Source organism: uncultured Chloroflexus sp. (genome assembly GCF_938091255.1).
Taxonomy (GTDB): domain Bacteria; phylum Chloroflexota; class Chloroflexia; order Chloroflexales; family Chloroflexaceae; genus Chloroflexus.
In genome coordinates, this window is sequence record NZ_CALLJH010000005.1 from 1 (window position 1) to 22,719 (window position 22,719).

The window sequence follows — 22,719 nt, forward strand, 5'->3', positions numbered from 1 at the left end:
CGCCACCGGCGTGCCAATGCCACCAAATGATGTTGTCGTCCCATTCCCTAGTTGTCCGGAGTAGTTGTCACCCCAGCACCACACCTCGTCAGCCGTGGTCAGCGCGCAGGTGTGAAACCCACCGGCTGCGATGGCGCGCACCCCGCTCAGCCCGCTCACCGCCACCGGCGTGCTGCTGTTGGCTCTCGTCCCGTTCCCCAGTTGGCCAAAGGAGTTGGCACCCCAGCAGCGCACCTCGCCGGCCTCGGTCAGCGCGCAGGTGTGGTCCTCACCGGCTGCGATGGCGCTCACCCCGCTCAGCCCGCTCACCGCCACCGGCGTGCTGCTGGCGGTCGTCGTCCCGTTCCCCAGTTGGCCAGAGGAGTTTTCACCCCAGCAGTGCACCTCGCCGGTCGTAGTCAGCGCGCAGGTGTGATTGTTACCGGTCGCGATGGCGGTGTAGGATAGAACCCCTGACAGGCTCGTTGCGGACGTTGGGCCGATAGCGCGCGGGAAAGCACGATGGTTCGCCATCACAGGCGCGGGCAGGGAGGTGGCGACCAGCATCATCAGCAACATGGCTAGGACGGTTGTACAGCGAGTAGTCATCGATTTCCTCCACGAAGAAGCTGTGCCTTCATACGTTCGCACCAACGAACTTTACTAACCGGTCAACAACTGCTCGATGTCCCTGCCGCACATTGCCCAACCTATCGGCTACTGCGCACGCTGCTGCATCCTTACCGGTAGGAACACCCGCAGCCTGAGCAACTCCTCAAGTACCATTCCAAGAGCCATCGGCGCACGACGGCAATCGTCGCTGGTTGCAGGAAGACGCACCAACCAAAGCAACCCTGTTTCCTTGCAGGGCGTTAGACGCACGTGGTGCCATATATACATTAGGAGCACGGGAAGGATTGAGCGGCACGCTAGGTTGGGGCGGAATGACTATCACCAGCGCGGGTTGATCGGAACAATATGGGCGATGGATGACGGCAACGATGAGCATGGAACGACAGTCATATGGTGAGACGTTGCGTGCGGGCACAGTATAGCACACACGTATGGCGAATGCAAACGTGGAGGCAAGTAGTAGGCCGCACGGTTGCCGGCAGTACGACGAAGCACAGCCCCGTCGCACTGCTCCGCACACACGGCTCGCTGCCTGATGGCACACCAATCACGCTACGCCGCCGCAAGGAGGAGAGGCCGGTTGAAAACCTGCCCCTCACCCCCCCATGCCCAACGGACTGACCGGGGCGGCCTCCATTCCGCCCTCCATTCGGGGGCCACCCCCCTCCCCCCGTGTGGGGGAGGGGCCGGGGGTGGGGGGCATTCCCGTGTGGGGGAGGGGCCGGGGGCGGGGGCCACCCCCCACGCCCAACGGATTAACCGGAGCGGAATTCATTCCGCCCGCCAATGTTCAGACTACGGTACAATAATGGTATGAACATCTTTCTCAGTGCCGACCATCACCGTCATGATCCGCCATTCGAGATACTCGATGGAAAGACGGTGCCATATTTTGAAACACCACAGCGAGTTACGATTATTCTTGCCGCGTTGCAAGCCGCTGGCTTCGCGCCGCCGGTCACTGCGCCGCCAGCGACCATCGCCGAACTGGCTACCGTGCATACGCCCGACTACCTCGATTACCTTGCCCATGCCTACGAACGCTGGCAGGCCGCTGGGTTGCGCGGGCCAGTGATGCCTTCGGCATGGCCGTTGCCCGGTTTGCGCGTGCGCAGCGATTGCCCGCAAGCGGCAGCCGGACGTTATACGTTTGATCTCAGTGCGCCAATCACCGCCGGCACCTTCGCCGCTGCCCGAGCGTCAGCCGGCGCGGCGCTGGCCGGTGCTGCGGCACTGTTGCAGGGTGAACGGTTTGCTTATGCGCTCTGCCGCCCACCCGGCCACCACGCCGCCGCCAATCTAGCCGGTGGCTACTGTTACCTCAACAATGCAGCCCTCGCCGCTGACCGACTGGCACGTGCCACAGCCACTGCTGATACCACATGGACGCTGCGCGCGCCGGCGGTGGCAGTGCTTGACATTGATTATCACCACGGCAATGGGACGCAGAGCATCTTTTACGAACGCAACGATGTACTGACTGTTTCGTTGCATGCTGACCCGGCCCGTGAATACCCATACTTTCTTGGCTACGCTGATGAACGCGGCGCCGGTGCCGGTGAAGGGTACAATCTGAATATTCCTCTGCCGGCCGGAACCGGCGATAGCGAGTATCTGGCCGCTCTCGCGCAGGCCTTGCAAGCGATCGCTGATTATGGCCCGCGCTATCTGGTCGTCTCAGCCGGATTTGACACCTTCCACGCTGATCCGTTAGGTGATTTTGAATTGACTACAGCCGCGTATCGCGCAATTGGCGCTGCGATTGGGCAACTTGGCCTGCCCACGCTCATCGTGCAAGAGGGCGGGTACGCGATCGAAGCCTTGGGCACAAATGTGGCGACACTACTAGATGGAGTTATCTCGCATGCTGACGAATAACCCGCTTGAGCAATCGCAACCGCCGATCGCGCCGGCGTGGGGCTGGCGCGATCTCTTCATTACGCTGCTGGTGATCGGCGCAGGCGGAGCATTGATTGTTCTCCTCCTCCGTACACTGGCCGAAGTAGCCGACTGGGACACCTCGCGCGGCTTTGTCAGCCCGCCCGTTTACCTTGCCGGCATGCTGCTGTATCTCATCATTGGCGGTGCGGTGCTAGCTGTGATTGGCCCACGCGCCGGCTGGCGCGATTTGGGATTGCAATGGCCGCATTGGATGTACTTCGCCCTCGTTCCACCCATCTTTATCTTCGGCATGGGGATGATGGTGCTGACAAACGCCGGAGTCACACTCCTGTTTGGCGAGTTCCAAAATCCGCAGATCGAGAGTATCTCAGGCGGACAGGCGTTCGGTACAGGTGAGCTGATCGCATTGTGGGTGCTCATTGCCGGGGTTGTCCCACTGGTCGAAGAACTCTTCTTTCGCGGTGTGCTCCACCATTTGTTGCGCCGTCATTTGAACAGTGTACTCACTGTCGTCATTGGCGCCGCCGTCTTTGCGGTTGTTCACTTCATCCCAATGCTTATTCCCGGCCTGTTCGTCGCCGGTCTATGCCTTGGCTATCTGCGCGAACAAAGCGGCTCGATCTGGCCGGGGGTGCTCTTTCACATGTTGCAAAACACGTTGGCGCTGCTGGCAATGGCACTGGTGCTGTCGATGGGTGGGGTGTCGTAAAAGCCGGTTTGAAACCGGCCCTTGCCCTACTACCGCACCACCAACGGCACTGCCACCCCAAACGGCAGGCCTAGCGACCCGATCAATGGTACATCACCGGCTGAGCCAAAGGCAACTTCAACTTCGGCCATGCCGCCATTGCGAGCCGTATCGCAATAAAATCGTTGCAGCGACGGGCGATACACGCACGGATCATCGCGGCCATCACCATCAATATCGCCGAGCAGTGGAATATCGCCGTCGTTCCCAAACTGAACGGCAAACTCGTCAGCGCCGCCGTCATGGGCCACATCACAGAAAAACTGGCGCGTTGACGGGCGATACACGCATGGATCATCGCGGCCATCGCCGTCAATATCACCGAGCAGCGGCGTATCAGTGGCTGTCCCAAAACTGACCGTATATTCCGCGCTATCGCCATTGCGAGCCGTATCGCAATAAAATCGTTGCAGCGACGGGCGATACACGCACGGATCATCGCGGCCATCGCCGTCAACATCGCCGAGCAGCGGAATATCGCCGCTAACCCCAAAAAGAACGACAAATTCAGCCGGAGTACCGTTGCGCGCTGTATCGCAGAAGAATTGATGGGTGGATGGGCGATAGGCACACGCCACATCGCGGCCATCGCCGTTGACGTCACCGAGCAGCGGAATATCAGTTTCCGTATCGAAGACAACGCTATATTCGGCAAGACCGCCATCTCGCCCGGTATCGCAGTAGAAACGCTGGGCCGAAGGGCGAAACACACACGCAACATCACCACGGAACAGAGCGTTTGACTGGAGCTGAGCATTGGCAGTCGTCGTTGAAGGCGGCATGGCCCCAAGAAAAACGAGGACAACGATGGTCAATAACAATCCGGCCCGCGGGGGAAGCCGGTCGCTTGCGCGCAGAATCATCCTGTTGTCTCCTTTCTGCTGATGCGCGATGCCAGCGTCACCTTTCGAGCAAGGATGCTGGCAATGAACCAAAAAGACGCCATGGCTCTATTTATAGCTGTATCGCTACCAATAGTACTACTACCTAATAGTCCTATTTTCTTATCGTGCCGGTAATCGTTCGTCGCCAAACATTTGCGCCTAGTAGTGAATTCTTTTCCTCATCACGGCAGCGAACCCGCTATACTGCCATTGGCTTCAGACCCAACAACAACGAGGTGTGGCAGTGGAATCCCCCGAAGAGCAACTCGAACGGCTGCGCAGCCTGCGCGAGCGGGCGATGCAGGGCGGCGGGCCAGAACGGATTGCCCAGCAACATGCGCGCGGCAAGCTGACGGCACGTGAACGCTTGGCCTTGCTGCTCGATGCCGGTTCGTTTCAAGAGATTGGCGCCTTGGCGACCAGCATCACCGAAGATGACGAGCAGCGCATCCCCGGTGACGGCACCGTCACCGGGTTCGGCAAGATTAACGGGCGGCGAGTAGCAGTCTATGCGCAAGATTTTACCGTGATGGGCGGCTCGTTCTCGGCGGTGCAGGCCAACAAGATTTGCCGGATGCAGGATCTCGCATTGGAAAGTGGCATCCCAATCATCGGCCTGAACGATTCGGGCGGCGCGCGCATCCAAGAGGGCGTCCGTTCGCTGGCTGCCTACGGCGAGGTCTTTGTGCGCAATGTGCTGGCATCAGGCGTAGTACCACAGATTTCGGCCATTCTTGGCCCCTGCGCCGGCGGCGCGGTCTATTCGCCAGCCTTAACCGATTTCGTGATCATGTCGGAGTCGACCGGCTATATGTTCCTGACCGGCCCCGACGTGATCAAAGCGGTATCGGGCCGCGACATCTCGACCCAAGAGCTAGGCGGGGCAGCGGTGCATTGCGCGCGCAGCGGCGTTGCGCATCTCTCGGCACCTGATGATCAGGCGGTGATTGAGTTGATCAAGCGGCTGCTGAGCTACCTACCGCAAAACAACAACGAAGACCCGCCCCAGATCATGCCTTACGACCGCGCCGACCGGCAGGAGTCGGCGCTCAATGCGCTGGTGCCGGCTGATGAACGACAAGGGTACGATATTCACACCCTGATCGATCTGGTCTTCGACCATGATAGTTTTCTCGAAATTCAACCACTCTTCGCCCAAAATGCGGTAGTTGGCTTTGCCCGGCTCGACGGTTATGCGGTTGGCGTGGTCGCCAACCAGCCGGCAGTGATGGCCGGTGTGCTCGATATTGACTCCAGCGACAAAATTGCCCGCTTTGTCCGCATCTGCGATGCCTTTAACATTCCGATTATCACCTTTGTCGATACGACCGGCTTTTTGCCCGGTATCGAGCAGGAGTACGGCGGCGTGATCCGGCATGGCGCGAAAATTATTTACGCTTATAGCGAGGCGACCGTACCGAAGATTTCGGTGGTAGTACGCAAAGCAATCGGCGGCGCATATGTGGCTATGTCAAGCAAACAATTGCGCTGCGACCTCAACTTTGCGTGGCCATCGGCCCAGATTGCGGTGATGGGCGCCGAAGGGGCGGTGCGCATCTTGCGTCGCGACGAGCTGCGCGCTGCCGCCGATCCGGCGCAACTCATGGCGGAGTTTGTCGCCGAGTACCGGCGTAAGTTCTTTAACCCGTACCATGCCGCCGATCTGGGCCAGATCGATGAAGTGATCGAACCAGCTGAAACCCGGCCCCGCCTGATCCGAGCGCTAGAGATTTTGCGCACCAAAGTGCAACAGAACCCGCCGCGCAAGCACGGGTTGTATCCGTCGTGAATAGCGGCAGGAGACGTTATGGAAAACCTTGGGTTTGGGCTGATGATGACCGTGCTCGGTATGGGCATTGTCTTCACCGTTCTGGTCTTAGTGTGGGGGCTGCTCACGCTGCTAACCTACTTCGACCGACCGGAACCAGCCACGGCGGCTGAGGTAGCACTGGCGCCAGCAGTAGCGCCAACAGGAGAGGGGCAGCTCACGCCTGATGAAGTGGCAGCGATCGCTGTCGCTGTCGCCGTTCACACAGCGACGTTGCGCCGTGAAGCAGCGCCAACGGTGCGCAGCTACTGGCCGGGCAGCCTGCTCTTTGCCAGTCGTTGGGTGGCGGCTGGCCGCGCGCGCCAGAATCAAAGTTGGCAACGAAGGAGATAACTCGCGATGCGTCGCTATCAACTAACGATTAACGGCAAGACGTATACAGTTGACATTGCAGAGGTGAGCAGCGATCGCTTCGCTGTCCAGCTCGATGGGCGCGAGTTCGAGGTGCAATTGAACGAGAGCGGCGAAATCGGCGAGATCGCGCCGCGCGCTGCGCCGGTTGCGCTACCCGCACCGCCAGTCGCACCGGTTGCACCACCGCTACCGGCTGCCCTGCCCCCAGCCGCCGCTGCTGGCGACAACCTGATCCGGGCGCCGATGCCGGGCACCATCTTGCAGATCGTAGCCCAACCCGGCGCGAAGGTCAAACGCGGCCAGCCGATCATCGTGCTCGAAGCGATGAAGATGAACAACAGTATTGGCGCGCCGCGCGATGGCGTGGTCGCGGCGATCTTGGTCAAGACCGGCCAGAGCGTCGGGTACGGCGAGCCGCTCGCCCAATTGGCCGAGGAGTAAACGCGGCGCAGCGAGCCGCTGCGGAGCGTGAGCCGCTGGCACGCAACGCACGATGCGCAAGTCTTGTAATGTGAAGTTTCGCGCAACCTCTCCCGTTGGGGTAATAGATGGGTGAGAGGGAGTGATACAGCAGAAAAGCGATCAACCCTATGGACGAACTAGCCCTCAGGCTCTTACAAGGGATCACCTCGATCACATGGCAATCACTGGTGATGATCGCCGTCGCCGGTTTACTGTTCTACCTCGCGATTGTGCGCGATTACGAACCGCTGCTGCTCATACCAATCGGCGCCGGCGCACTACTGGCTAACTTGCCATTGTCACCGCTACTCGGCGAAGACGGCATGCTCACCATTCTGTACAACACCGGCATTGGCAACGAACTCTTCCCGCTGCTCATCTTTATCGGCATTGGTGCGCTCACCGATTTCAGCCCGCTGCTGTCGAACCCGCGCATGGTCTTGGTCGGTGCAGCCGGCCAATTCGGCATCTTCGGCACCCTGCTGGCCGCGTTGGCCCTCGGCTTTAGCCGCGAAGAAGCGGCCTCAATCGGGATCATCGGCGCGATCGACGGCCCCACCTCGATTTATGTCTCAAGCTTGCTCGCACCGCAATTACTCGGGCCGATCACGGTCGCCGCTTATAGCTATATGTCGCTGGTGCCGGTGATTATGCCGCCGGTTATCCGCACTCTCACCACACCCGCCGAACGGCGCATCCGCATGGAATACATAAGCCGCCCGATCAGCCGGCGCACCCGCATTCTGTTTCCAATCGTGACGACGATCGTGGTCGGTATACTGGTGCCATTCGCTATTCCGCTGATCGGCATGCTGATGCTCGGCAATCTGATGCGCGAGTCGGGTGTGGTCGAGCGACTGACCAACACTTCGTCACGCGAGCTGGCCAACATCGTGACCCTCTTCTTGGGGTTGGCCATCGGCTCAACGATGGAGGGCACCCGCTTCTTGCAACCGGCAACGCTGGCCATTCTCGCGCTAGGCATTCTCGCTTTCGTACTCGACACTGCCGCCGGGCTGCTCTTCGGCAAGTTTCTCAACCTGCTCAGCCGGGGTCGTTTCAACCCGATCATCGGCGCTGCCGGCATCAGCGCCTTCCCAATGGCGGCGCGCGTGGTGCAAAAGCTGGCTCACGAAGAGGATTTCGAGAACTTCATCCTGATGCACGCGATGGGCGCAAACGCCGCCGGGCAGGTTGCGAGTGTGGTGGCTGGCGGGGTCGTCTTGGCGTTGATGGGAAGGTAGGAGAGCGTAGCGTGGTATGTCCCTACTGTAACCGGCGGTATACAATGAGAAGAAAGTATTGATAGCGATAGAGGAGTTTGAATATGGCGAAGACCGAGCGCGTAGCCGAGTGGATGACCGAAAACCCGGTTTGCGTTCCGCCGGATTTTTCGGCGCTCGCTGCCTATGAGCGCATGCGGGCACGCGGGGTGCGGCGCATGCCGGTGGTGGATAAACAAGGCAATCTGGTTGGCATTATCACCCGCAGCGACATTGAGCAGGCGATGAGCCACCCCCGCGATGAAGAAGAGCGCCGGTTGGCCCGCTTTAACCTCGCCGGTCAGACCGTGGCCGAACTGATGACACCGAATCCATTGACCGTTGCCTCAAGTGATTCGATCGGTAAAGCGGCGGCGATCATGGTGCGCGCGCGGGTCAGCGGCCTGCCGGTAGTTGATGATGGTCGGCTAGTCGGGATCATCACCGAATCAGACATCTTCCGGCTGGTGGCGAGCACGTGGGCGGCGGAAGAGACTGAGTAGTTATTACCGCTCACAGGTTGGATCGGCGCCGCTGCCAATGCAGACATCGAACCCAGCGCCGCCAATGAGCGTATCGTCACCTTTGCCGCCAATGATGCAGTCGTTGCCTCCCCGGCCATCGATGAGGTCATTGCCGGCGCTGCCCACGATGAGGTCATTGCTATCAGTACCGGTGATCACACCAGCGCCAGAGATCATTGTGCTCAAATCCATGCCGATGCAGTCCGGCGGCGCTACATCTTGCGCGCTCAGCGCTATGTGCAGGTCGGCCATTGCAGCGGCGGGAATCGCAATGCTTGCAGCGGATGCCAGTGCCGTTGCACTGATAACGGCACTCATCAAGATTAGCAAAATGAACCGTTTCATGCCTCGCCTCGCTGTTCAGTCGCCGCTTCCCAATGCTTTTGGCGGGCCTCGCGCCATGCCTGCGCAAACGCTAGGTTCTGACTACGCTCACGATACGCGGTGAAGGGATCAACTCCCACTGCTTGGCAGGCTTCACTCACCAAGCCTGTCTCGCGCAGGGTGGTCAGAAACCGATCACGCCAATCCACCAACGGCGGACAGTGTTCAACCGGTGCTGGCGTGAAGCACAGGTACGCCTCTGACTCAGACTCGGCAGCTTGATAGACGTAGACCGTACCGTCGTTAATGAACACGTATTGGCTTGGCTCGCTGCTGGTGTCGCGGATGATTAACCCGCCGGAGCGTTGGGCCAAACGAGTCAGATCGGCCATCGTCGCCACGGCTACCCGTGGCAAATCAACATGGGGCGCCGTGCCAGTGATAATGAGATTGCCGTACCAGAATTGAATCCGCAGCGTTTCATCGCGTTGCCAACGCCGCCATAATGGCCAACCAATTGCAAAGAAGACCACCGCCAACCCGCCAGCAATCACCATCCCCCACCACCGGGCCGTCTGTACCTCAAGGCTGAGGAACATCAACGACAACTGCGCTGGCTCGATCCTCGTCCGCGCCACTCGGCCCTCTGCACGCGGGGCAAGCCCCTGCCGGTCATCGGTAGGATTGACCAGTATGAGCTGCACTTTGTCAAACCGGAAGAGCAACTGTGGCGCAAAGGTATCACTGAACACCAGCCCGTCCACTTTACCGTTCACAGCTACATCTGGGGTGATAGCAAGAAGGTAGTACGGGTTGCTCAACCCGGTTTGCTGCTCGAATTGACCGATCAGCGCGCGTAGATCGGCGAGATTGATCACCCCCTGCACGGTTGCTTCTGTCCCCTGAAACGGCTGCGCTGGCGCGAGTGCCAACCGCCGTCGCCAACCGTTCGTGGTGCTGACTTCGGCATTCAACGCGATCGTGCCGCTGGCCGTGGTGACATTAGGCAATTCGTAGTGAAAGGTGACGACCAGCGTTGATGATAGTTGGAAGTAGACCGGATCGCCGGTCTGAGCCTGCTCAGTATCATAAACGCCGGGAGGAGCATCGGCGAGATAGGTAAATATCCCGTGTTGGCGATAGACGACCGGTTCGTTGACGACCCGGCTGGCGGGTTGGAGAAAGGCGTAGCCGGCGAGCATGCCGGCGATGATTGCGCCAAGAGCGCACAGTGTTACCGCAGCCATCTCTACTTCAACCGGCTGAACGATTGCATGACGTGGCCGGCGACGGCGGCCGGTTGCGCGTGGTTGTGCCATCACCATCCCTCCTGCAAGCGCCACAATGATCAGCCACCAGTATTGCCGCGCCAGCACTAAGCCGCTCCCTAGCCGAGGTATATGCAGCCACGCCCGCCCTTCAATCTCGGTCGTCAACGGCTCATAGGGGTCAACAAAATCGTTGTGATCACCCTTTAACTGCCAACGTTCGTCATCTTGACCGATAATGCGATGGATCACCAACCCAATCTCAGGATGGCGGTAGGTAACAATATCACCCGGCGCATAGTCATCGGCAACGCGCGTGATCACCAAATCACCACGTTGGTAGAGCGGGGCCATACTGTTGCCGTTGATCACAACAAACTGGGTGATGCCGCCAAGCGAGCGGGGGGCAAACAACCACCAGATCAGAGCGAAGCTGAGCAGAATCGCCAACCCACCTAGCCACCGTCCGATGACTGTTCGCCCTATCATTATAACCGCCTCTCATCAGACAGAACGGGCAAGAGGAGCGATCTCACCCGCCTCTCGCCCGCTCTCAAGATCACTGTCGATTAGTTGTGCGCCACGATGCGCAAGGTTGTATGGGTCGAAATCGGCACATTCGGCGAAGGATCTGCCGTCCACGTACCACTCGCCTCGGTTGCGGTCACCCAGTTCGAGCTATCGAGTTGTACGAGCACGGTGGTCGGAGCAGCAGCGCCCGTCAGGGTAAAGGTAATTTTGTCGATCAACGTCGGATCGGTCGCATCGTAGACATAGGTCAAGCTGCCGACCGTGTAGCCACTGATCGTCAACGAGCCATCACCGGCAACAACAACTGCACTGCCAAACGAGTTGGTGGCGGCAAAACCATACGCAGCAGCAGCAAGGGCCAGTGCTAGCACAGCGGCGATCAGGGTTTTGGGATGGAGAAGAGTAGACATACAATGCCTCCTTGCATATCGCGAAGCGGTTCCCTAACCGTTTCTTTAGAATTGATGATAGTTGAGGCATTGACGAATGACCATCGCATAAAAGTATGTTCCTACCGATAATCGTTCTGTGATCAGAGATATGACCACAGTACCACACAATATTGCGACAAAAATTACAATATTGAATGTTGTTACAGATTCACCCTGACCATACCAACACCCTCTAGCAGAATCCGCCGCTATCGTGTATAACAACAAGTACCAGTCATGCATTTCGCTGACCAAGATGAGGCACCGCAATGGAGCGACGGATTCTGGTCATCGGCGCGTTGGGGCAGGTAGGTTCCGATTTAGTACCGGCGCTACGCCAGATCTATGGCGAGACGCGCGTTACTGCCAGTGATCTCAAACCGGCGACCGATGAGGCTGGGCCGTATGTCATGCTCGATTGCACCGATGGTGCTGCGCTCGATGAATTAGTGACCCGTGCGAACATCGGCATCATTTACCATCTGGCAGCCATGCTCTCGGCCACTGCCGAGCGGATGCCGCAGCAGGCATGGCGGCTCAACGTTGATGGCCTGTATACCGTGCTTGAAGTAGCGCGCTTACACCGGTGCCAAATCTTTGTGCCGAGCAGCATTGCTGCCTTTGGCCCAGAAACGCCGCGCGACCCCACTCCGCAAGTGACGATCCAGCGCCCCACGACAATGTACGGCATCAGCAAGGTAATGAGCGAGTTGCTCTGCTCGTACTATGTGGCCCGCTACGGCCTCGATGCACGTGGTCTCCGCTTCCCCGGCCTGATCTCGGCCACTGCACCAGCCGGCGGCGGCACCACCGACTACGCAGTTGAAATCTTTCATGCCGCGCTGAGCACGGGCGCCTATACCTGCTACCTGCAGCCGGATACGCGCTTGCCGCTGATGTACATAGCCGATGGCATCCGGGCAACGCTCGAATTGATGTCTGCCGACCGTGACCGGTTGCGCTACGCGAATGCGTACAATATTCAGGGTTTTAGCGCCACCCCCGCCGAAGTTGCCGCCGCGATCAGTCGCCGCATCCCTGAATTTCAGATCGACTACGAGGTCCAACCCTACCGCCAAGCCATCGCCGACTCGTGGCCGCATGCGCTTGACGATAGCGCAGCCCGTGCCGATTGGGGATGGCAACCGCACTATGATTTGGAAGGAATGGTGGATGAAATGCTGCGGGTGATGCGCCATCACAGCGCATTGTAAACTCGCTGCTGCCTAACCAATCGCTCCACCGACGAGTCCACCTGCTAGATACGGAGAACGCTATGCCTCACGACCGTCTTGCGGGAATCCTCCAACAGCAACTCGACCAACTCAGCGCTGAACGGCGGCGGAAAGGCTTTGAGCGCGTGATCACCGAACGGCTGCCGGGTGACGGCATTCGCGGGCCACGCTACCGGGTCGCCGGCTACGATCAGCCGTTCATTCGCATGAATTCCAACAGCTACCTCGGCTTGGCCGCCGATCCGCGCTTGATCGCGGCAGCGGAAGTGGCGACGCACCAGTTTGGCGTCGGCCCCGGCGCGGTGCGTTTTATCAGCGGCACGCTCGCCCCGCACGTAGCGCTTGAACAACGGCTGGCCGCCTTTCACCAACGCGATGCAGCGATGCTCTTTGCCAGCGCCTATGCTGCTGTGCTCAGCGTGATCACATCACTCACCACGCCTGACACGGCGATCATCAGCGATGAACTGAACCACAACTGCATCATTAACGCTATTCGGCTTGCCCGCCCGCGCGAGAAGCTGGTCTACCGCCATCTCGATCTTGAGCAACTCGATGCAGCGCTCGCCCAAGCCTCTCAGACCTGCCGGCGGGCGATTGTGGTCACTGATGGCATCTTCTCGATGCGTGGCGTGCATGCGCCTCTCGACCGGATTGCCGCAATTGTGGCTCGTCACGATACGATGTTTGCTGAAAACGCCTTGCTGATAGTTGACGACTCGCACGGCGTCGGCGCGTTCGGTGCCACCGGCCGCGGTTGCGAAGAGTATTGCAGCGCGCGCGCCGATCTGCTGATTGGTACACTGGGCAAGGCATTTGGCGCGAACGGCGGTTACGTTGTCGGGCCGCAGGTATTAATCGATAGCCTGCGTGAAACCAGCCCAACCTATATCTACTCAAACCCAATCACCGCTGGCGAAGCGAGCGCCGCTAGCACGGCGCTAGACATTCTGGAGAGCGCTGAGGGCCAAGAGCGGTTGGCGCATTTACGCGCCATGACGGCCCGTTTCCGACAAGGCTTGCGCGACGGCGGCTTCGAGACTCTGCCCGGTGCACATCCGGTGGTGCCGCTGTTTGTGCGCGATCCGGCGGCAACGGCAGCTCTCGTTGACACTCTCTTTGCCCGAGGGGTGCTGGCAACCGCGATTATGTATCCGGTGGTGCCGCGCGGCGACGATAGCATCCGCTTTCAAATCAGCGCCGAACACACCGCCGCCGATATTGATGAGGCATTGGCAGCGTTGCGGTAGACGGTATTGGCACGACGTTTTGGTCACGCAACCCCTACAGCAATCTCCTGCGCTAACGCCCATCAATACCTGCGGGCGTCCCTCCCACCCTTGCAGGGATTGCACCGCTGCCTCCGGCGGCCCGTAAGGACAGCCGGCAAGCAAGAACACAACTTCTCCGCCGCAGTCTCCGCTACGCCAACCGGCCCTATTGACAGCACTTCACTTTTCAACGTATGATAAAAGTGTCAGAGATAAAAACTTCATCATTCTCTATCAGGGTAAAAAACAAGTAATCTATAGGTTATTTCTCATGCCCAAACATCTGCGTCTGCTCTACGATTTTGCCCGCCCCCACACCATCATTGCCACCAGCGTCCAAGTGATAACGATGCTCATTATCGTTGCCGGCTGGCGTCCGCTTACCTCCGATCTGATTGGATTAGCGCTGGCCACGTTGATCGTCTGTTTGGCGCTCAATCTGTATGTCGTCGGTATTAACCAACTCACTGATGTCGAGATCGATCTCGTCAATAAGCCGTGGCTACCGATAGCTGCCGGTCGTTTGAGCACCAGTGCGGGCCGGCGCCTTGTGGCCGCGGCGTTGGCAATTGCCCTGATCGGCGCGGCGTTGCTGAGTTGGGCGCTCTGGCTGACGGTAGCCGTCATTGCGTTGATCGGTTCGCTCTATTCCCTGCCGCCCTTACGCCTAAAGCGGAAGCCGTTGGCGGCTGCGTTGAGCATCGCCAGTGCGCGCGGTGTGATTGCCAACGTTGGCTTGGCGTTTCATTATCAGAGCCGATTAGGGGTGGAGCTGCCACTCACGACGCTCATCCTTGCTGGGGTCTTCTTTTTCGGTTTCGCGCTGGTGATTGCGCTCTACAAAGACCTGCCCGATGATCGCGGCGATCGCCTCTATCAGATCGAGACACTTACGACGCGCTGGGGGCCGCAGCGGGTGTTGCAGGTTGGCCGCCTCTTGCTGACCGGGTGTTATCTGCTGCCGATCGCGGTTGGCTTGTGGTCATTGCCTGCCCTTGCTGCCGGCTTTCTCGCGCTTAGCCACACCGTCGTGATTGCGCTCTTTTGGTGGGCAAGTTTGCGGGTTGATCTGCGCCAGCAACAATCTATTACCAATTTTTATATGTTCCTTTGGGGCATTTTCTATACTGAGTTTGCCTTGTTGAGCATTTACCAGTTGACCGATGCGTTGGGGCAGGTATGAACGCGATTGTTACTCATCTTGCATAAGGTGCGGCAGTTTGACTGCCGCACTCCATATTCAGAACCTATGGTCACCAACTGGTTTGCCAACACCATTGATCTCATCAAACTGGGCCGCCCGCTCCATCTGATCGGCGGCGCGATATTTTATGGCGTCGGCGTTGCCGCTGCCGGCTCAACACTCCGCGATGGCGGGTTGGCGTTGCTTGGCCTTGCTACCGCTTTGAGCGCCCAATTGATGAACCACTACAGCAATGATTACTTCGACCGCGATGCTGATGTCGCCAATGCCACACCCACCCGCTGGTCGGGCGGTAGTCGTGTCTTGCCAGCAGGCCGCTTGCCGGCGCAAGCGGCGCTAGCAGCGGCGCTAGGTTGGGGTATGCTGGCTATGAGCTTGGCCGTACTCAGCGCGATGCACTCGCCCAATCCGGCGCTGAGCGCCGGAATGTTGGGATTGGCAATTGCGCTGGCATGGGTCTACAGCGGGCCGCCACTCTATTTGCACCGGCGCGGCTGGGGAGAAGTTGTCGGTGCGCTGTTGGTGCCGGGGATGACGGCGCTGACCGGATTTGTGTTGCAAACTGGTACGGTGCAACCGATCATACTATTGACGATCCTGCCGCTTTGCCTACTCCAATTCGCCATGCTGATCGCCGTTAGTCTCCCTGATGTCGTCGGTGATCGGAAGGTAGGTAAACGCACGTTAGCTGTGATGTTCGGACCACAGCAGGCAGTGCGATGGCAAATCGGCGCCATCGGCATGGCATTTCTCAGCTTACCGCTGCTTGGGCTAGGTGGGGTGCCGTGGCTCGTAGCCCTCGCCCCGCTGACAACTGCACCAATCGGTTTATGGCTGATCATCCGCTTTCGTTCCGGCGCATGGGCCGATCCGGCAGCATGGGACGGATTAGGTTTCTGGAGTATTGGCCAACTGGTGGGCAGTGCCGGGATGATGTTGCTGGGGTTTGTGGCGACTGAATGGGTAACACAAGGGTGGGGCGCATAACACGCGCCCCACTATCACATCACCACAACGCAAAGACTCGGCTCGGCCCGCCCGAACCAGCGGCGATCTTCGGCGCGCCGACCACCAGCGTTGCGCCGCTCGGCGGGATCGACTCAAGGTTCGCCAGATTCTCTAAGCCCCAGCGGTTCGTTGGCAATAATGTGTAATGCACGGCAAACGTCGTCGAAGGGCCGTGATCAAGACTCAGCGTATCGACTCCGATCCCACTGATGCTCCGCTCGGTGAGTAGAAAATCGACTGCGTCCTTGCCAAAACCGGGGAAGTGCATCACCCCGCTCGAATCAGCATTGCGGAACAGCTCGACCGAATGCGCCCGCGCCCCCCAACCGCTCGCCATCAACACTGCTGCATTGGTTGGAATCCGGCCATAGCGCCGCTCCCATGCCCGAATGTCATCTGGGGTGACGACGGTATCAGGGTCGCGCGCAGCCCGTTCGGTGATGTTGATAACTACCGCCGGCACTACCAGCGCCTGCACCGGTATCTGATCGACGAAGAGACCATTGGGAGCAAAATGCACCGGGGCATCCATGTGAGTGCCCGAATGTTCCCAGTAGTTGAGAATGCTGCCGTAGTAGCCATCGCGGTCATGAAATACGACCGGCGTGATCTGGAACGGCGCCGCACCGGGGAAGAGCGGAAACTGGGTGCCGAGCAGGTGGGTCAAATCGGCCACATTGCTAAAACTGGTGCGTGATACCGGCGCCGCCTCAGCAGCGAACGGCGCGGCGAGCGCTGCCACCGCTGCGCCTAGACCAAACTTAAGCAAGCTGCGGCGGTTGATTTCCGGTGACTGGATCGATTCGATAAACCGAGGCGGACACATCGGGCAACTCTCCTTTTCTGAACGCGGAACCAACACTATTATGACCGGCAAGACGCCTTGCCGCGGTGATCACGATGGCAAGCGAACGCTTACGATCCTATCCGCTCAACCTGCCCACGTAGGGCCTGCGGTTGCAACACTGCCAGCAACACCGGGCAGAGTCGTTCCAGATCGGCTTGCAGCGCAGCCATCTCGGCATCGCTCACCTCACCGCGATAACGAATCGTATAGCGCAAATCGGTCGGCACAATCGGCGCTTCATCACTCACGGCCATTGCGCCGCGATAATCGATCTGGCCAGTTACCTCAACCTGTAGATCATCGAGCGCCAGCTCACGATCGGCAGCAATGGCCAGCGCCGAATGCGCGATGCAACTCGCCATTGCTGCCAGCAGTAATTCAGGCGCGTTTGGCCCTAGATCGTAACCACCGAGTGCGGGACCTGAATCGCTCAGCACTGTATGATCACGCACCCGCACCGGGCGTAGACCGGTGCCGGCTGCCACAGTTACCGTTGCGCGCAGCGGCACCGGGGCCGGCGGCTGCTCGCGCAAGCGCGCGCGGAAGGCAGCCAGCGCCTGTCGCTTGCGGGCTAAAAACTCGCGTAAACTCCAGATCGGAGCCATAGCGCCTCCCTTTGATAATGACGTTGCTCTCAGCGATAGAAGCAGATACGATATAGTATGGGGTCAAGTGCAGCAATGACACTGCTGCACGCAATAGGCGGCGACTTCCTGTCCGCCACAGCCCGGAAAGGATGTGTTACACCAGATACGATGGAAATTTCAGTTATTATCCATCCCCTCTATGTTCCTGTCAAGCAGCGATTCTCGGTTCACCATTTCGGCTACAATATCAATGCAATAATGGTGCGTCAGACACCCAGCCACTACCTTAGACGCACTGGGAGATGACAGATGCTGCTCAACGCCACGATCACCACGGGTCTCCTTTGGCTGGTCTGCCTGATTGCCATCGGCGTCGCGATCTATCTTTGGCCACGTCGCAGTGTCGCTGGCGGATACGAATTTCTCTTGATGCTCGCCGCCATTGTGATATGGGCCGGCGCTGATGCGCTAGAGTTAAGCGCGACAACGCTGGAGGGCAAGCTTTTCTGGCGGCTTGCCCAGCAGGTTGGCATTGTTCTATTGCCGTCTAGTTGGCTCCTGTTCACCTTTGCGTATCTCGATTTTCAGCCATGGAGCCGTTCGCGGGCGCGTTGGCTGCTCTTCGCTTTCCCACTGCTCACCTTGATCATCGCGTTTACCAATCACGAGCATCGCCTGTTCTTTCACGAAGTCCGTCTGATCCTCTATGATAATTCTCCATACCTCGAAATCCTTCCCGGACGGTGGTTTTGGGTGCATATTGGCTATTCGTATATCTGTCTCACCGCCGGATTAGCCCTCATTACCGGCGCCTTCTGGCAAACATCGCCACTCTTTCGGCGGCAAGCCGTCCTTATCGGGCTAGGCTTTCTCTTCCCTTTTCTGTCTAACTGGTCATACTTAAGCCAAGTTACCTTGGGTGTTGATACTACTCCAGTTTCATTTTTGCTCTCAGCACCGTTTATTATTACCGGGTTGTACCGTTATCGATTCCTCCACCTTGTGCCGGTTGCCCGCGATCGCTTGATTGAAGCAATGGCCGATGCCATGATTGTGACTGATCAAACCGGTAGGATTATCGACCTCAACCCGGCAGCCCAACGACTGTTCGGTCATGTAGCGCAAGTCAATACCCCCTTAGCCGAAACGCTCGATTGGCCGGCCTTAGTCAAAGCCGCCCAATCACATAACCCAGTACGGATCGAACTCAATTGTCCTGCACACCCTGATCGATTCTTTGATATTACAATCGATCCACTTTTTGATCGGAATAGCCAGTTTAGTGGCCGGATCTTTGTATTTCGCGAAATTACCGAGCGCAAACGAGTCGAACAACGGTTGCAAGAGGCATTGCAGCGCTTCACCGATATGATCGAACGAACGCCGCTGGTCGCCATTCAGCGGTTTGATCGCCGCGGTGTTGTGCTAGAATGGAACCGGGTCTGTGAACAGTTTTATGGCTACACGGCGGCAGAAGCGTGCGGCCGGCGCTTGCAAGACCTCATTCTCAACGGTGATGAGGTCGCCGAATTCGAGCACCAAATCGAACAGATTTGGACGAACGGCCAAGCCCCGCCGCCACGCACGTGGCAGACTCACACCAAAACCGGCGCGGTGCGTTGGCTCTATTCGGCGATGTTTCCCCTCTTTGCCCATGGGCAGGTGAGCGATATTGTCCGCATGGATGTGGATATTACCGAGATCCGTCTCGCTAGTGACAATCTGCGCCGCCAACGAGATCAACTAGCTGCACTGCACCGGTTGACACTTGACTGGCTCAACCGGCGCGAGATGAGTGATCTCTTGCAGGCGATTACCGATAGCGCTTATCGGGTGCTCAATGTGAGCTATACCGAATTGCTGCTGGCTGAAGATGAGAACACATTAGTGGTGCGCGCCTGTACACCATCGCTGCCAAGCCAAGTCATGCGACGTGAAACACCGACCACTGCTCCCCTCTCATGGCGTGCGTTTCGTGATCGTCAGCCCGCGCTCGTGCTTAATTACACAGCATGGCCGGAACATACGCCTGATTACGAGCAGTTCAATTTTGGCCCGGCAATGACCTTGCCAATTATTGTTGGCGACGAATGCCTTGGCGTGATCGGAATGGCCCGCGATCAGCACGGCTCACCATTCACAATCGATGAGATCCAGCATGCGATGCTGCTCACGCAACTCGCGGCGCTGGTGCTCGACAACTCAAACCTTTACACTGCTGCGCAGCGCGAAATTGCTGAACGGAAGCAAGCCGAACAACAGCAAGCGAAATTACAAGCCCAACTCTTACAAGCCCAAAAGATGGAGGCAATTGGGCAATTGGCCGGTGGTATTGCGCACGATTTCAACAATATTCTGACTGTCATCACCGGTAACATTGAGTTAGCCTTGCTCGAAGTAGAACCAGATCACCCCATCTATCCCGAACTCGAGTCGATTCGCCAGAGTACGAGCCGCGCCAGCGAGCTTGTGCGCCAATTGTTAGCGTTTGCTCGTCGCCAAACCGGCCAGCCACGGTTGATCAGTATCAATCACCAGATCAATGACACGATGAACATGATGCGGCGACTGATCGGTGAGCAAATTCGCTTGAAGTTAGAATTGAGCGAACCAATCGATCGGGTGATGATTGATCCACACCAGTTTGAACAAGTGCTGATTAATCTCGTTGTCAATGCCCGTGACGCAATGCCACATGGCGGTGAATTGACGATTCGCACGGCAGTGCAATATTTCAGTACTGGCGAGATACCCCCCTTTAGCCAAGCGCAGGCCGGCAAGTATGTGCTGCTCGCGGTAAGTGATACAGGCATCGGGATTGACGAGGCGATCTATCCGCATATCTTCGAGCCGTACTTTACCACGAAGCCAATGGGCAAAGGGAGTGGGCTAGGCTTGGCAATCTGTAGCGGGATCGTTGCTCAACACGGCGGATTTCTTATGGTGGAAAGCCAGCTCCACGCCGGCAGTTGCTTTACCGTCGCGCTCCCGGCCGTAGCTGAAGAGCCAACGGCGACTCCGGAGACGGTTAGCCCTGAGCCGATAACGGATGTCACCGGTCACGAGACGATCCTGCTGGTTGAAGATGAAGCTGAGGTGCGGCAACTGGCGAGCCGGCTGCTTCGCGAACACGGCTATACCGTATTAGAAGCATCACATGCGCAAGAGGCGCTTCAAATCGCGCAACAACACGGCAATGACGTGCAAGTTGTGATCAGTGACATTGTGTTACCCCAGATTGACGGCATCTCTTTAGCAAATCAGCTCCAAGCCTCACTGCCGCATCTGCGCATTATCTTGATGTCAGGCTATGCGCCGCAAGCCTTGCCACATAACCGTATGCTGCCATACCCCATCTTGCAAAAGCCATTTACTCGCCAACAACTAATGGCAATGATCCGGCAAGTGATCAATCAACCCTCATCGTGAGGTGATCTATGGAGCAAATTGGCGGTTTCTTGATCGCGCTCATTGTCACGCTTTTGCTTGGCCTAGTCGGGTTGGCCGCATGGCGTTATTGGCGCGAACAGGTCAACATCTCGCCCGAAGACGAGGAACTGATGCGTGAGATTGCCGAACTCAACGACCGGCAGGCCAACCGGATAAGTGATCAACGCTTGCGTTCCGGTGTTGATCCCGATGAGGCGTGGCGAATCATGGTGCAACGCGGCCAACGTAGCCGCCGTCGCACCACCGGATCATCCCGCCGAAAATGATTATGGTGCAGCGCATGGGTAGAGCCACATGACCATGCGGCTCTACACGTGCGCCGGCGCCTGATTGCCCGCTTCTTCGGCTGCCCGTCGTACATTGACGAACAGCAGCAGGATGAATCCGCTTACGAAGAAGATGATCAGCGAAACAATGGCAATCCGGTAGCTGCCGGTGAGCTGGTACGCCACCCCGAACAACAGTGGCGCCAACCAGCTCGTGCCGCGCTCGCCGACTTCATAGAGGCTAAAGTACTCGGCTTCCTGCCCATCAGGGATCATCAACGAGAAGAGCGACCGGCTAATCGCTTGGCTTCCGCCGAGCACCAACGCAATCGCCGCACCGAGCGCGATAAACTGGATATCGCTATTGGCTGGCATCACGTAGGCATAGCCAACAACAGCGGTCCAGATAATTAGACTACCTAACAACACCCGCTTTGAACCAAGCCGAGTGGCCAGTGCGCCAAACGCGAGCGCACCGACAAAAGCTACAAACTGCACCATCAAGATGGTTGCGATACGGGTTGACTCGCCGATCCCCAGCTCTTCAGCGCCAAACTGAGCCGCCAGCGCAATCACTGCTTGGATACCGTCGTTATAGAGTAGATACGCCGCTAGAAAGAGCAGCGTTTGCGGATAGTTGCGCATCTGGCGGAAGGTGTGGGCCAATTGGCGAAAACCAACGGTGAGATAGCGCTCACCGGGGGGTAAGCGCCGCACTGCGCCGCGGTTGCGTAGCGTGAGCATCGGTATGAGGGTAAAAATGGCCCACCACATGCCTGCCGAAGCAAGGCTAATTCGCACCGCCATACTACTCTCAACCCCCAGTGATTCGGCGTTGAGGAAGAAGACCAGATTAGCTGCGAGCAGCAACCCGCCGCCGAGATAGCCCAATGCCCACCCCTGCGACGAGACCGCATCGCGCCGATCAGGAGAAGCGATGTCGGGGAGGAAGGCATTGTAGAAGACAATCGAAGCGCCAAAAGAGAGATTGGCGATCACGAACAATGCTCCACCAAGCAGATACCGATCGCCATCGAGAAAGTAGAGACCCATCGTAGCAAATGCGCCAATATAGGCAAAGATCGCCAGCATCTGCTTGCGCGCGTTGGAATAGTCGGCAATTGCGCCCAAGATGGGGAGAAAAAAGACTTGCAAGAGCACCGAGAGCGATACCACGTAGGGGAAGAACGAACCTGCCGCAACCGGAATGCCAAACGGGTAGACAAGACCATTCGCATCCGCTGCATTGCGGGTAATTGCAGTGAGGTATGGCCCTAAAAAGACCGTTACAACAGTGGTGGAAAATGCCGAGTTTGCCCAATCGTAGAAGTACCAGCCGATCTGTTCACGCCGGTTATCGGTCACGGCTGCCACGGTCGCCATGCATACTCCTTTGCCTTACGGCCTCGCGTCGAACACACTACGCCACTAGTGTCGTCCTTGAAGAACGGGGATATGAACTTTCCAAAGCTACGCTGAACAAAAATATTGTACCACGGCAAATTGGTGAGCAACGCAACGATATGCTTACCGCTGCAAAACCCGGCAATAGGATAAGACGAGCATGGCAACGCAATGGATGCCGAGGAGCCGTACAATTGGGAATGTACAATGAGACAAGTGGGTTAGATCGGTTGGGGCGAGGCATGCCCCAACCGGAACGGGATACTATCGGTGCAGCCGTAGCAAATGATGGTGGATCCTAGTCTGCTTGCACATAC

Annotated in this window: 20 protein-coding genes and 1 pseudogene; 13 read left to right on the forward strand and 8 right to left on the reverse strand. The window is 58.1% G+C overall.

What is annotated here, in order from left to right; all coding sequences use genetic code 11:
* Positions 1–588: pseudogene (locus Q1A00_RS02145) on the reverse strand (RCC1 repeat-containing protein); the annotation flags it as partial.
* Between the two features lie 837 nt (positions 589–1,425).
* On the opposite strand from Q1A00_RS02145, the gene Q1A00_RS02150 reads away from it, so the two are divergent.
* Positions 1,426–2,490 carry a histone deacetylase family protein gene (locus tag Q1A00_RS02150; RefSeq protein ID WP_299755029.1) on the forward strand — a complete coding sequence of 355 codons (1,065 nt, stop codon included), beginning with the start codon at positions 1,426–1,428 and terminating at the stop codon, positions 2,488–2,490.
* Positions 2,477–3,223: a CPBP family intramembrane glutamic endopeptidase gene (locus tag Q1A00_RS02155; RefSeq protein ID WP_298402717.1), complete on the forward strand. Its 747-nt coding sequence runs from the start codon at positions 2,477–2,479 to the stop codon at positions 3,221–3,223. Before Q1A00_RS02150 ends, Q1A00_RS02155 begins: the two co-directional genes overlap by 14 nt.
* A gap of 29 nt (positions 3,224–3,252) precedes the next feature.
* Here Q1A00_RS02155 and Q1A00_RS02160 read toward each other — a convergent pair whose 3' ends face one another.
* Positions 3,253–4,125: a hypothetical protein gene (locus Q1A00_RS02160; RefSeq protein WP_298402716.1), complete on the reverse strand. Its 873-nt coding sequence runs from the start codon at positions 4,123–4,125 to the stop codon at positions 3,253–3,255.
* A gap of 265 nt (positions 4,126–4,390) precedes the next feature.
* Between Q1A00_RS02160 and Q1A00_RS02165 the strand changes: the two genes are divergently transcribed.
* The 5 genes from Q1A00_RS02165 to Q1A00_RS02185 all read left to right on the forward strand — a co-directional run bounded on the left by Q1A00_RS02165 (position 4,391) and on the right by Q1A00_RS02185 (position 8,555).
* Positions 4,391–5,935 (forward strand): acyl-CoA carboxylase subunit beta, encoded by a 1,545-nt coding sequence (locus tag Q1A00_RS02165; protein ID WP_298402715.1) that lies wholly within the window; start codon positions 4,391–4,393, stop codon positions 5,933–5,935.
* Between the two features lie 18 nt (positions 5,936–5,953).
* Entirely contained in the window at positions 5,954–6,307 is a 354-nt protein-coding gene (locus Q1A00_RS02170) for an OadG family protein (protein ID WP_298482888.1), read from the forward strand.
* Positions 6,308–6,313: 6 nt separating this feature from the next.
* Positions 6,314–6,769 carry a biotin/lipoyl-containing protein gene (locus Q1A00_RS02175; RefSeq protein ID WP_298402713.1) on the forward strand — a complete coding sequence of 152 codons (456 nt, stop codon included), beginning with the start codon at positions 6,314–6,316 and terminating at the stop codon, positions 6,767–6,769.
* A gap of 149 nt (positions 6,770–6,918) precedes the next feature.
* On the forward strand, positions 6,919–8,034 hold the full coding sequence (locus Q1A00_RS02180; RefSeq protein ID WP_298402712.1) for a sodium ion-translocating decarboxylase subunit beta: 1,116 nt from the start codon (positions 6,919–6,921) through the stop codon (positions 8,032–8,034).
* Positions 8,035–8,117: 83 nt separating this feature from the next.
* Positions 8,118–8,555: a CBS domain-containing protein gene (locus Q1A00_RS02185; protein ID WP_298402711.1), complete on the forward strand. Its 438-nt coding sequence runs from the start codon at positions 8,118–8,120 to the stop codon at positions 8,553–8,555.
* 3 nt (positions 8,556–8,558) lie between these two features.
* Here Q1A00_RS02185 and Q1A00_RS02190 read toward each other — a convergent pair whose 3' ends face one another.
* The 3 genes from Q1A00_RS02190 to Q1A00_RS02200 all read right to left on the reverse strand — a co-directional run bounded on the left by Q1A00_RS02190 (position 8,559) and on the right by Q1A00_RS02200 (position 11,109).
* Positions 8,559–8,921: a hypothetical protein gene (locus Q1A00_RS02190; RefSeq protein WP_298402710.1), complete on the reverse strand. Its 363-nt coding sequence runs from the start codon at positions 8,919–8,921 to the stop codon at positions 8,559–8,561.
* Complete coding sequence (locus tag Q1A00_RS02195) at positions 8,918–10,657, reverse strand: signal peptidase I (RefSeq protein ID WP_299755036.1); 1,740 nt, start codon at positions 10,655–10,657, stop codon at positions 8,918–8,920. The genes Q1A00_RS02190 and Q1A00_RS02195 overlap by 4 nt, the downstream gene beginning before the upstream one ends.
* Positions 10,658–10,737: 80 nt before the next feature.
* Complete coding sequence (locus tag Q1A00_RS02200) at positions 10,738–11,109, reverse strand: hypothetical protein (protein ID WP_299755039.1); 372 nt, start codon at positions 11,107–11,109, stop codon at positions 10,738–10,740.
* 290 nt (positions 11,110–11,399) lie between these two features.
* Between Q1A00_RS02200 and Q1A00_RS02205 the strand changes: the two genes are divergently transcribed.
* The 4 genes from Q1A00_RS02205 (at position 11,400) to Q1A00_RS02220 (ending at position 15,827) form a co-directional block, all read left to right on the forward strand.
* Positions 11,400–12,344, forward strand: coding sequence for an NAD-dependent epimerase/dehydratase family protein (locus tag Q1A00_RS02205; RefSeq protein WP_299755042.1), 945 nt, complete (start codon positions 11,400–11,402; stop codon positions 12,342–12,344).
* A gap of 62 nt (positions 12,345–12,406) precedes the next feature.
* Entirely contained in the window at positions 12,407–13,615 is a 1,209-nt protein-coding gene (locus Q1A00_RS02210) for an aminotransferase class I/II-fold pyridoxal phosphate-dependent enzyme (protein WP_298402706.1), read from the forward strand.
* A gap of 292 nt (positions 13,616–13,907) precedes the next feature.
* Positions 13,908–14,819, forward strand: coding sequence for a homogentisate phytyltransferase (locus Q1A00_RS02215; protein WP_298402705.1), 912 nt, complete (start codon positions 13,908–13,910; stop codon positions 14,817–14,819).
* Between the two features lie 66 nt (positions 14,820–14,885).
* Positions 14,886–15,827: a prenyltransferase gene (locus Q1A00_RS02220; RefSeq protein WP_298402704.1), complete on the forward strand. Its 942-nt coding sequence runs from the start codon at positions 14,886–14,888 to the stop codon at positions 15,825–15,827.
* A gap of 19 nt (positions 15,828–15,846) precedes the next feature.
* Here the strand turns inward: Q1A00_RS02220 and Q1A00_RS02225 are convergent, their stop codons facing one another.
* Both Q1A00_RS02225 and Q1A00_RS02230 read right to left on the reverse strand, forming a co-directional pair.
* The gene (locus Q1A00_RS02225) at positions 15,847–16,674 is read right to left on the reverse strand and encodes a cyclase family protein (RefSeq protein ID WP_298402703.1); all 828 of its coding nucleotides are present in this window, start codon (positions 16,672–16,674) and stop codon (positions 15,847–15,849) included.
* An 89-nt stretch (positions 16,675–16,763) separates the two neighbouring features.
* Complete coding sequence (locus tag Q1A00_RS02230; protein WP_298402702.1) at positions 16,764–17,300, reverse strand: OsmC family protein; 537 nt, start codon at positions 17,298–17,300, stop codon at positions 16,764–16,766.
* A 291-nt stretch (positions 17,301–17,591) separates the two neighbouring features.
* Here Q1A00_RS02230 and Q1A00_RS02235 point away from each other — a divergent pair, with 291 nt between their 5' ends.
* On the forward strand, positions 17,592–20,711 hold the full coding sequence (locus Q1A00_RS02235) for a histidine kinase N-terminal 7TM domain-containing protein (protein ID WP_298402701.1): 3,120 nt from the start codon (positions 17,592–17,594) through the stop codon (positions 20,709–20,711).
* 8 nt (positions 20,712–20,719) lie between these two features.
* Positions 20,720–20,998: a hypothetical protein gene (locus tag Q1A00_RS02240; RefSeq protein ID WP_298402700.1), complete on the forward strand. Its 279-nt coding sequence runs from the start codon at positions 20,720–20,722 to the stop codon at positions 20,996–20,998.
* A 42-nt stretch (positions 20,999–21,040) separates the two neighbouring features.
* Here the strand turns inward: Q1A00_RS02240 and Q1A00_RS02245 are convergent, their stop codons facing one another.
* Positions 21,041–22,381 carry an MFS transporter gene (locus Q1A00_RS02245; RefSeq protein ID WP_298402697.1) on the reverse strand — a complete coding sequence of 447 codons (1,341 nt, stop codon included), beginning with the start codon at positions 22,379–22,381 and terminating at the stop codon, positions 21,041–21,043.
* Positions 22,382–22,719: the final 338 nt, after the last annotated feature.

Coding starts and splice junctions, on each gene's coding strand:
- Q1A00_RS02240 (WP_298402700.1), top strand. CDS start 20,720: ATGGAGCAAATTGGCGGTTTCTTGATCGCGCTCATTGTCACGCTTTTG.
- Q1A00_RS02215 (WP_298402705.1), top strand. CDS start 13,908: ATGCCCAAACATCTGCGTCTGCTCTACGATTTTGCCCGCCCCCACACC.
- Q1A00_RS02230 (WP_298402702.1), bottom strand. CDS start 17,300: ATGGCTCCGATCTGGAGTTTACGCGAGTTTTTAGCCCGCAAGCGACAG.
- Q1A00_RS02150 (WP_299755029.1), top strand. CDS start 1,426: ATGAACATCTTTCTCAGTGCCGACCATCACCGTCATGATCCGCCATTC.
- Q1A00_RS02160 (WP_298402716.1), bottom strand. CDS start 4,125: ATGATTCTGCGCGCAAGCGACCGGCTTCCCCCGCGGGCCGGATTGTTA.
- Q1A00_RS02200 (WP_299755039.1), bottom strand. CDS start 11,109: ATGTCTACTCTTCTCCATCCCAAAACCCTGATCGCCGCTGTGCTAGCA.
- Q1A00_RS02180 (WP_298402712.1), top strand. CDS start 6,919: ATGGACGAACTAGCCCTCAGGCTCTTACAAGGGATCACCTCGATCACA.
- Q1A00_RS02195 (WP_299755036.1), bottom strand. CDS start 10,657: ATGATAGGGCGAACAGTCATCGGACGGTGGCTAGGTGGGTTGGCGATT.
- Q1A00_RS02190 (WP_298402710.1), bottom strand. CDS start 8,921: ATGAAACGGTTCATTTTGCTAATCTTGATGAGTGCCGTTATCAGTGCA.
- Q1A00_RS02220 (WP_298402704.1), top strand. CDS start 14,886: ATGGTCACCAACTGGTTTGCCAACACCATTGATCTCATCAAACTGGGC.
- Q1A00_RS02235 (WP_298402701.1), top strand. CDS start 17,592: ATGCTGCTCAACGCCACGATCACCACGGGTCTCCTTTGGCTGGTCTGC.
- Q1A00_RS02175 (WP_298402713.1), top strand. CDS start 6,314: ATGCGTCGCTATCAACTAACGATTAACGGCAAGACGTATACAGTTGAC.
- Q1A00_RS02245 (WP_298402697.1), bottom strand. CDS start 22,381: ATGGCGACCGTGGCAGCCGTGACCGATAACCGGCGTGAACAGATCGGC.
- Q1A00_RS02225 (WP_298402703.1), bottom strand. CDS start 16,674: ATGTGTCCGCCTCGGTTTATCGAATCGATCCAGTCACCGGAAATCAAC.
- Q1A00_RS02155 (WP_298402717.1), top strand. CDS start 2,477: ATGCTGACGAATAACCCGCTTGAGCAATCGCAACCGCCGATCGCGCCG.
- Q1A00_RS02210 (WP_298402706.1), top strand. CDS start 12,407: ATGCCTCACGACCGTCTTGCGGGAATCCTCCAACAGCAACTCGACCAA.
- Q1A00_RS02205 (WP_299755042.1), top strand. CDS start 11,400: ATGGAGCGACGGATTCTGGTCATCGGCGCGTTGGGGCAGGTAGGTTCC.
- Q1A00_RS02185 (WP_298402711.1), top strand. CDS start 8,118: ATGGCGAAGACCGAGCGCGTAGCCGAGTGGATGACCGAAAACCCGGTT.
- Q1A00_RS02170 (WP_298482888.1), top strand. CDS start 5,954: ATGGAAAACCTTGGGTTTGGGCTGATGATGACCGTGCTCGGTATGGGC.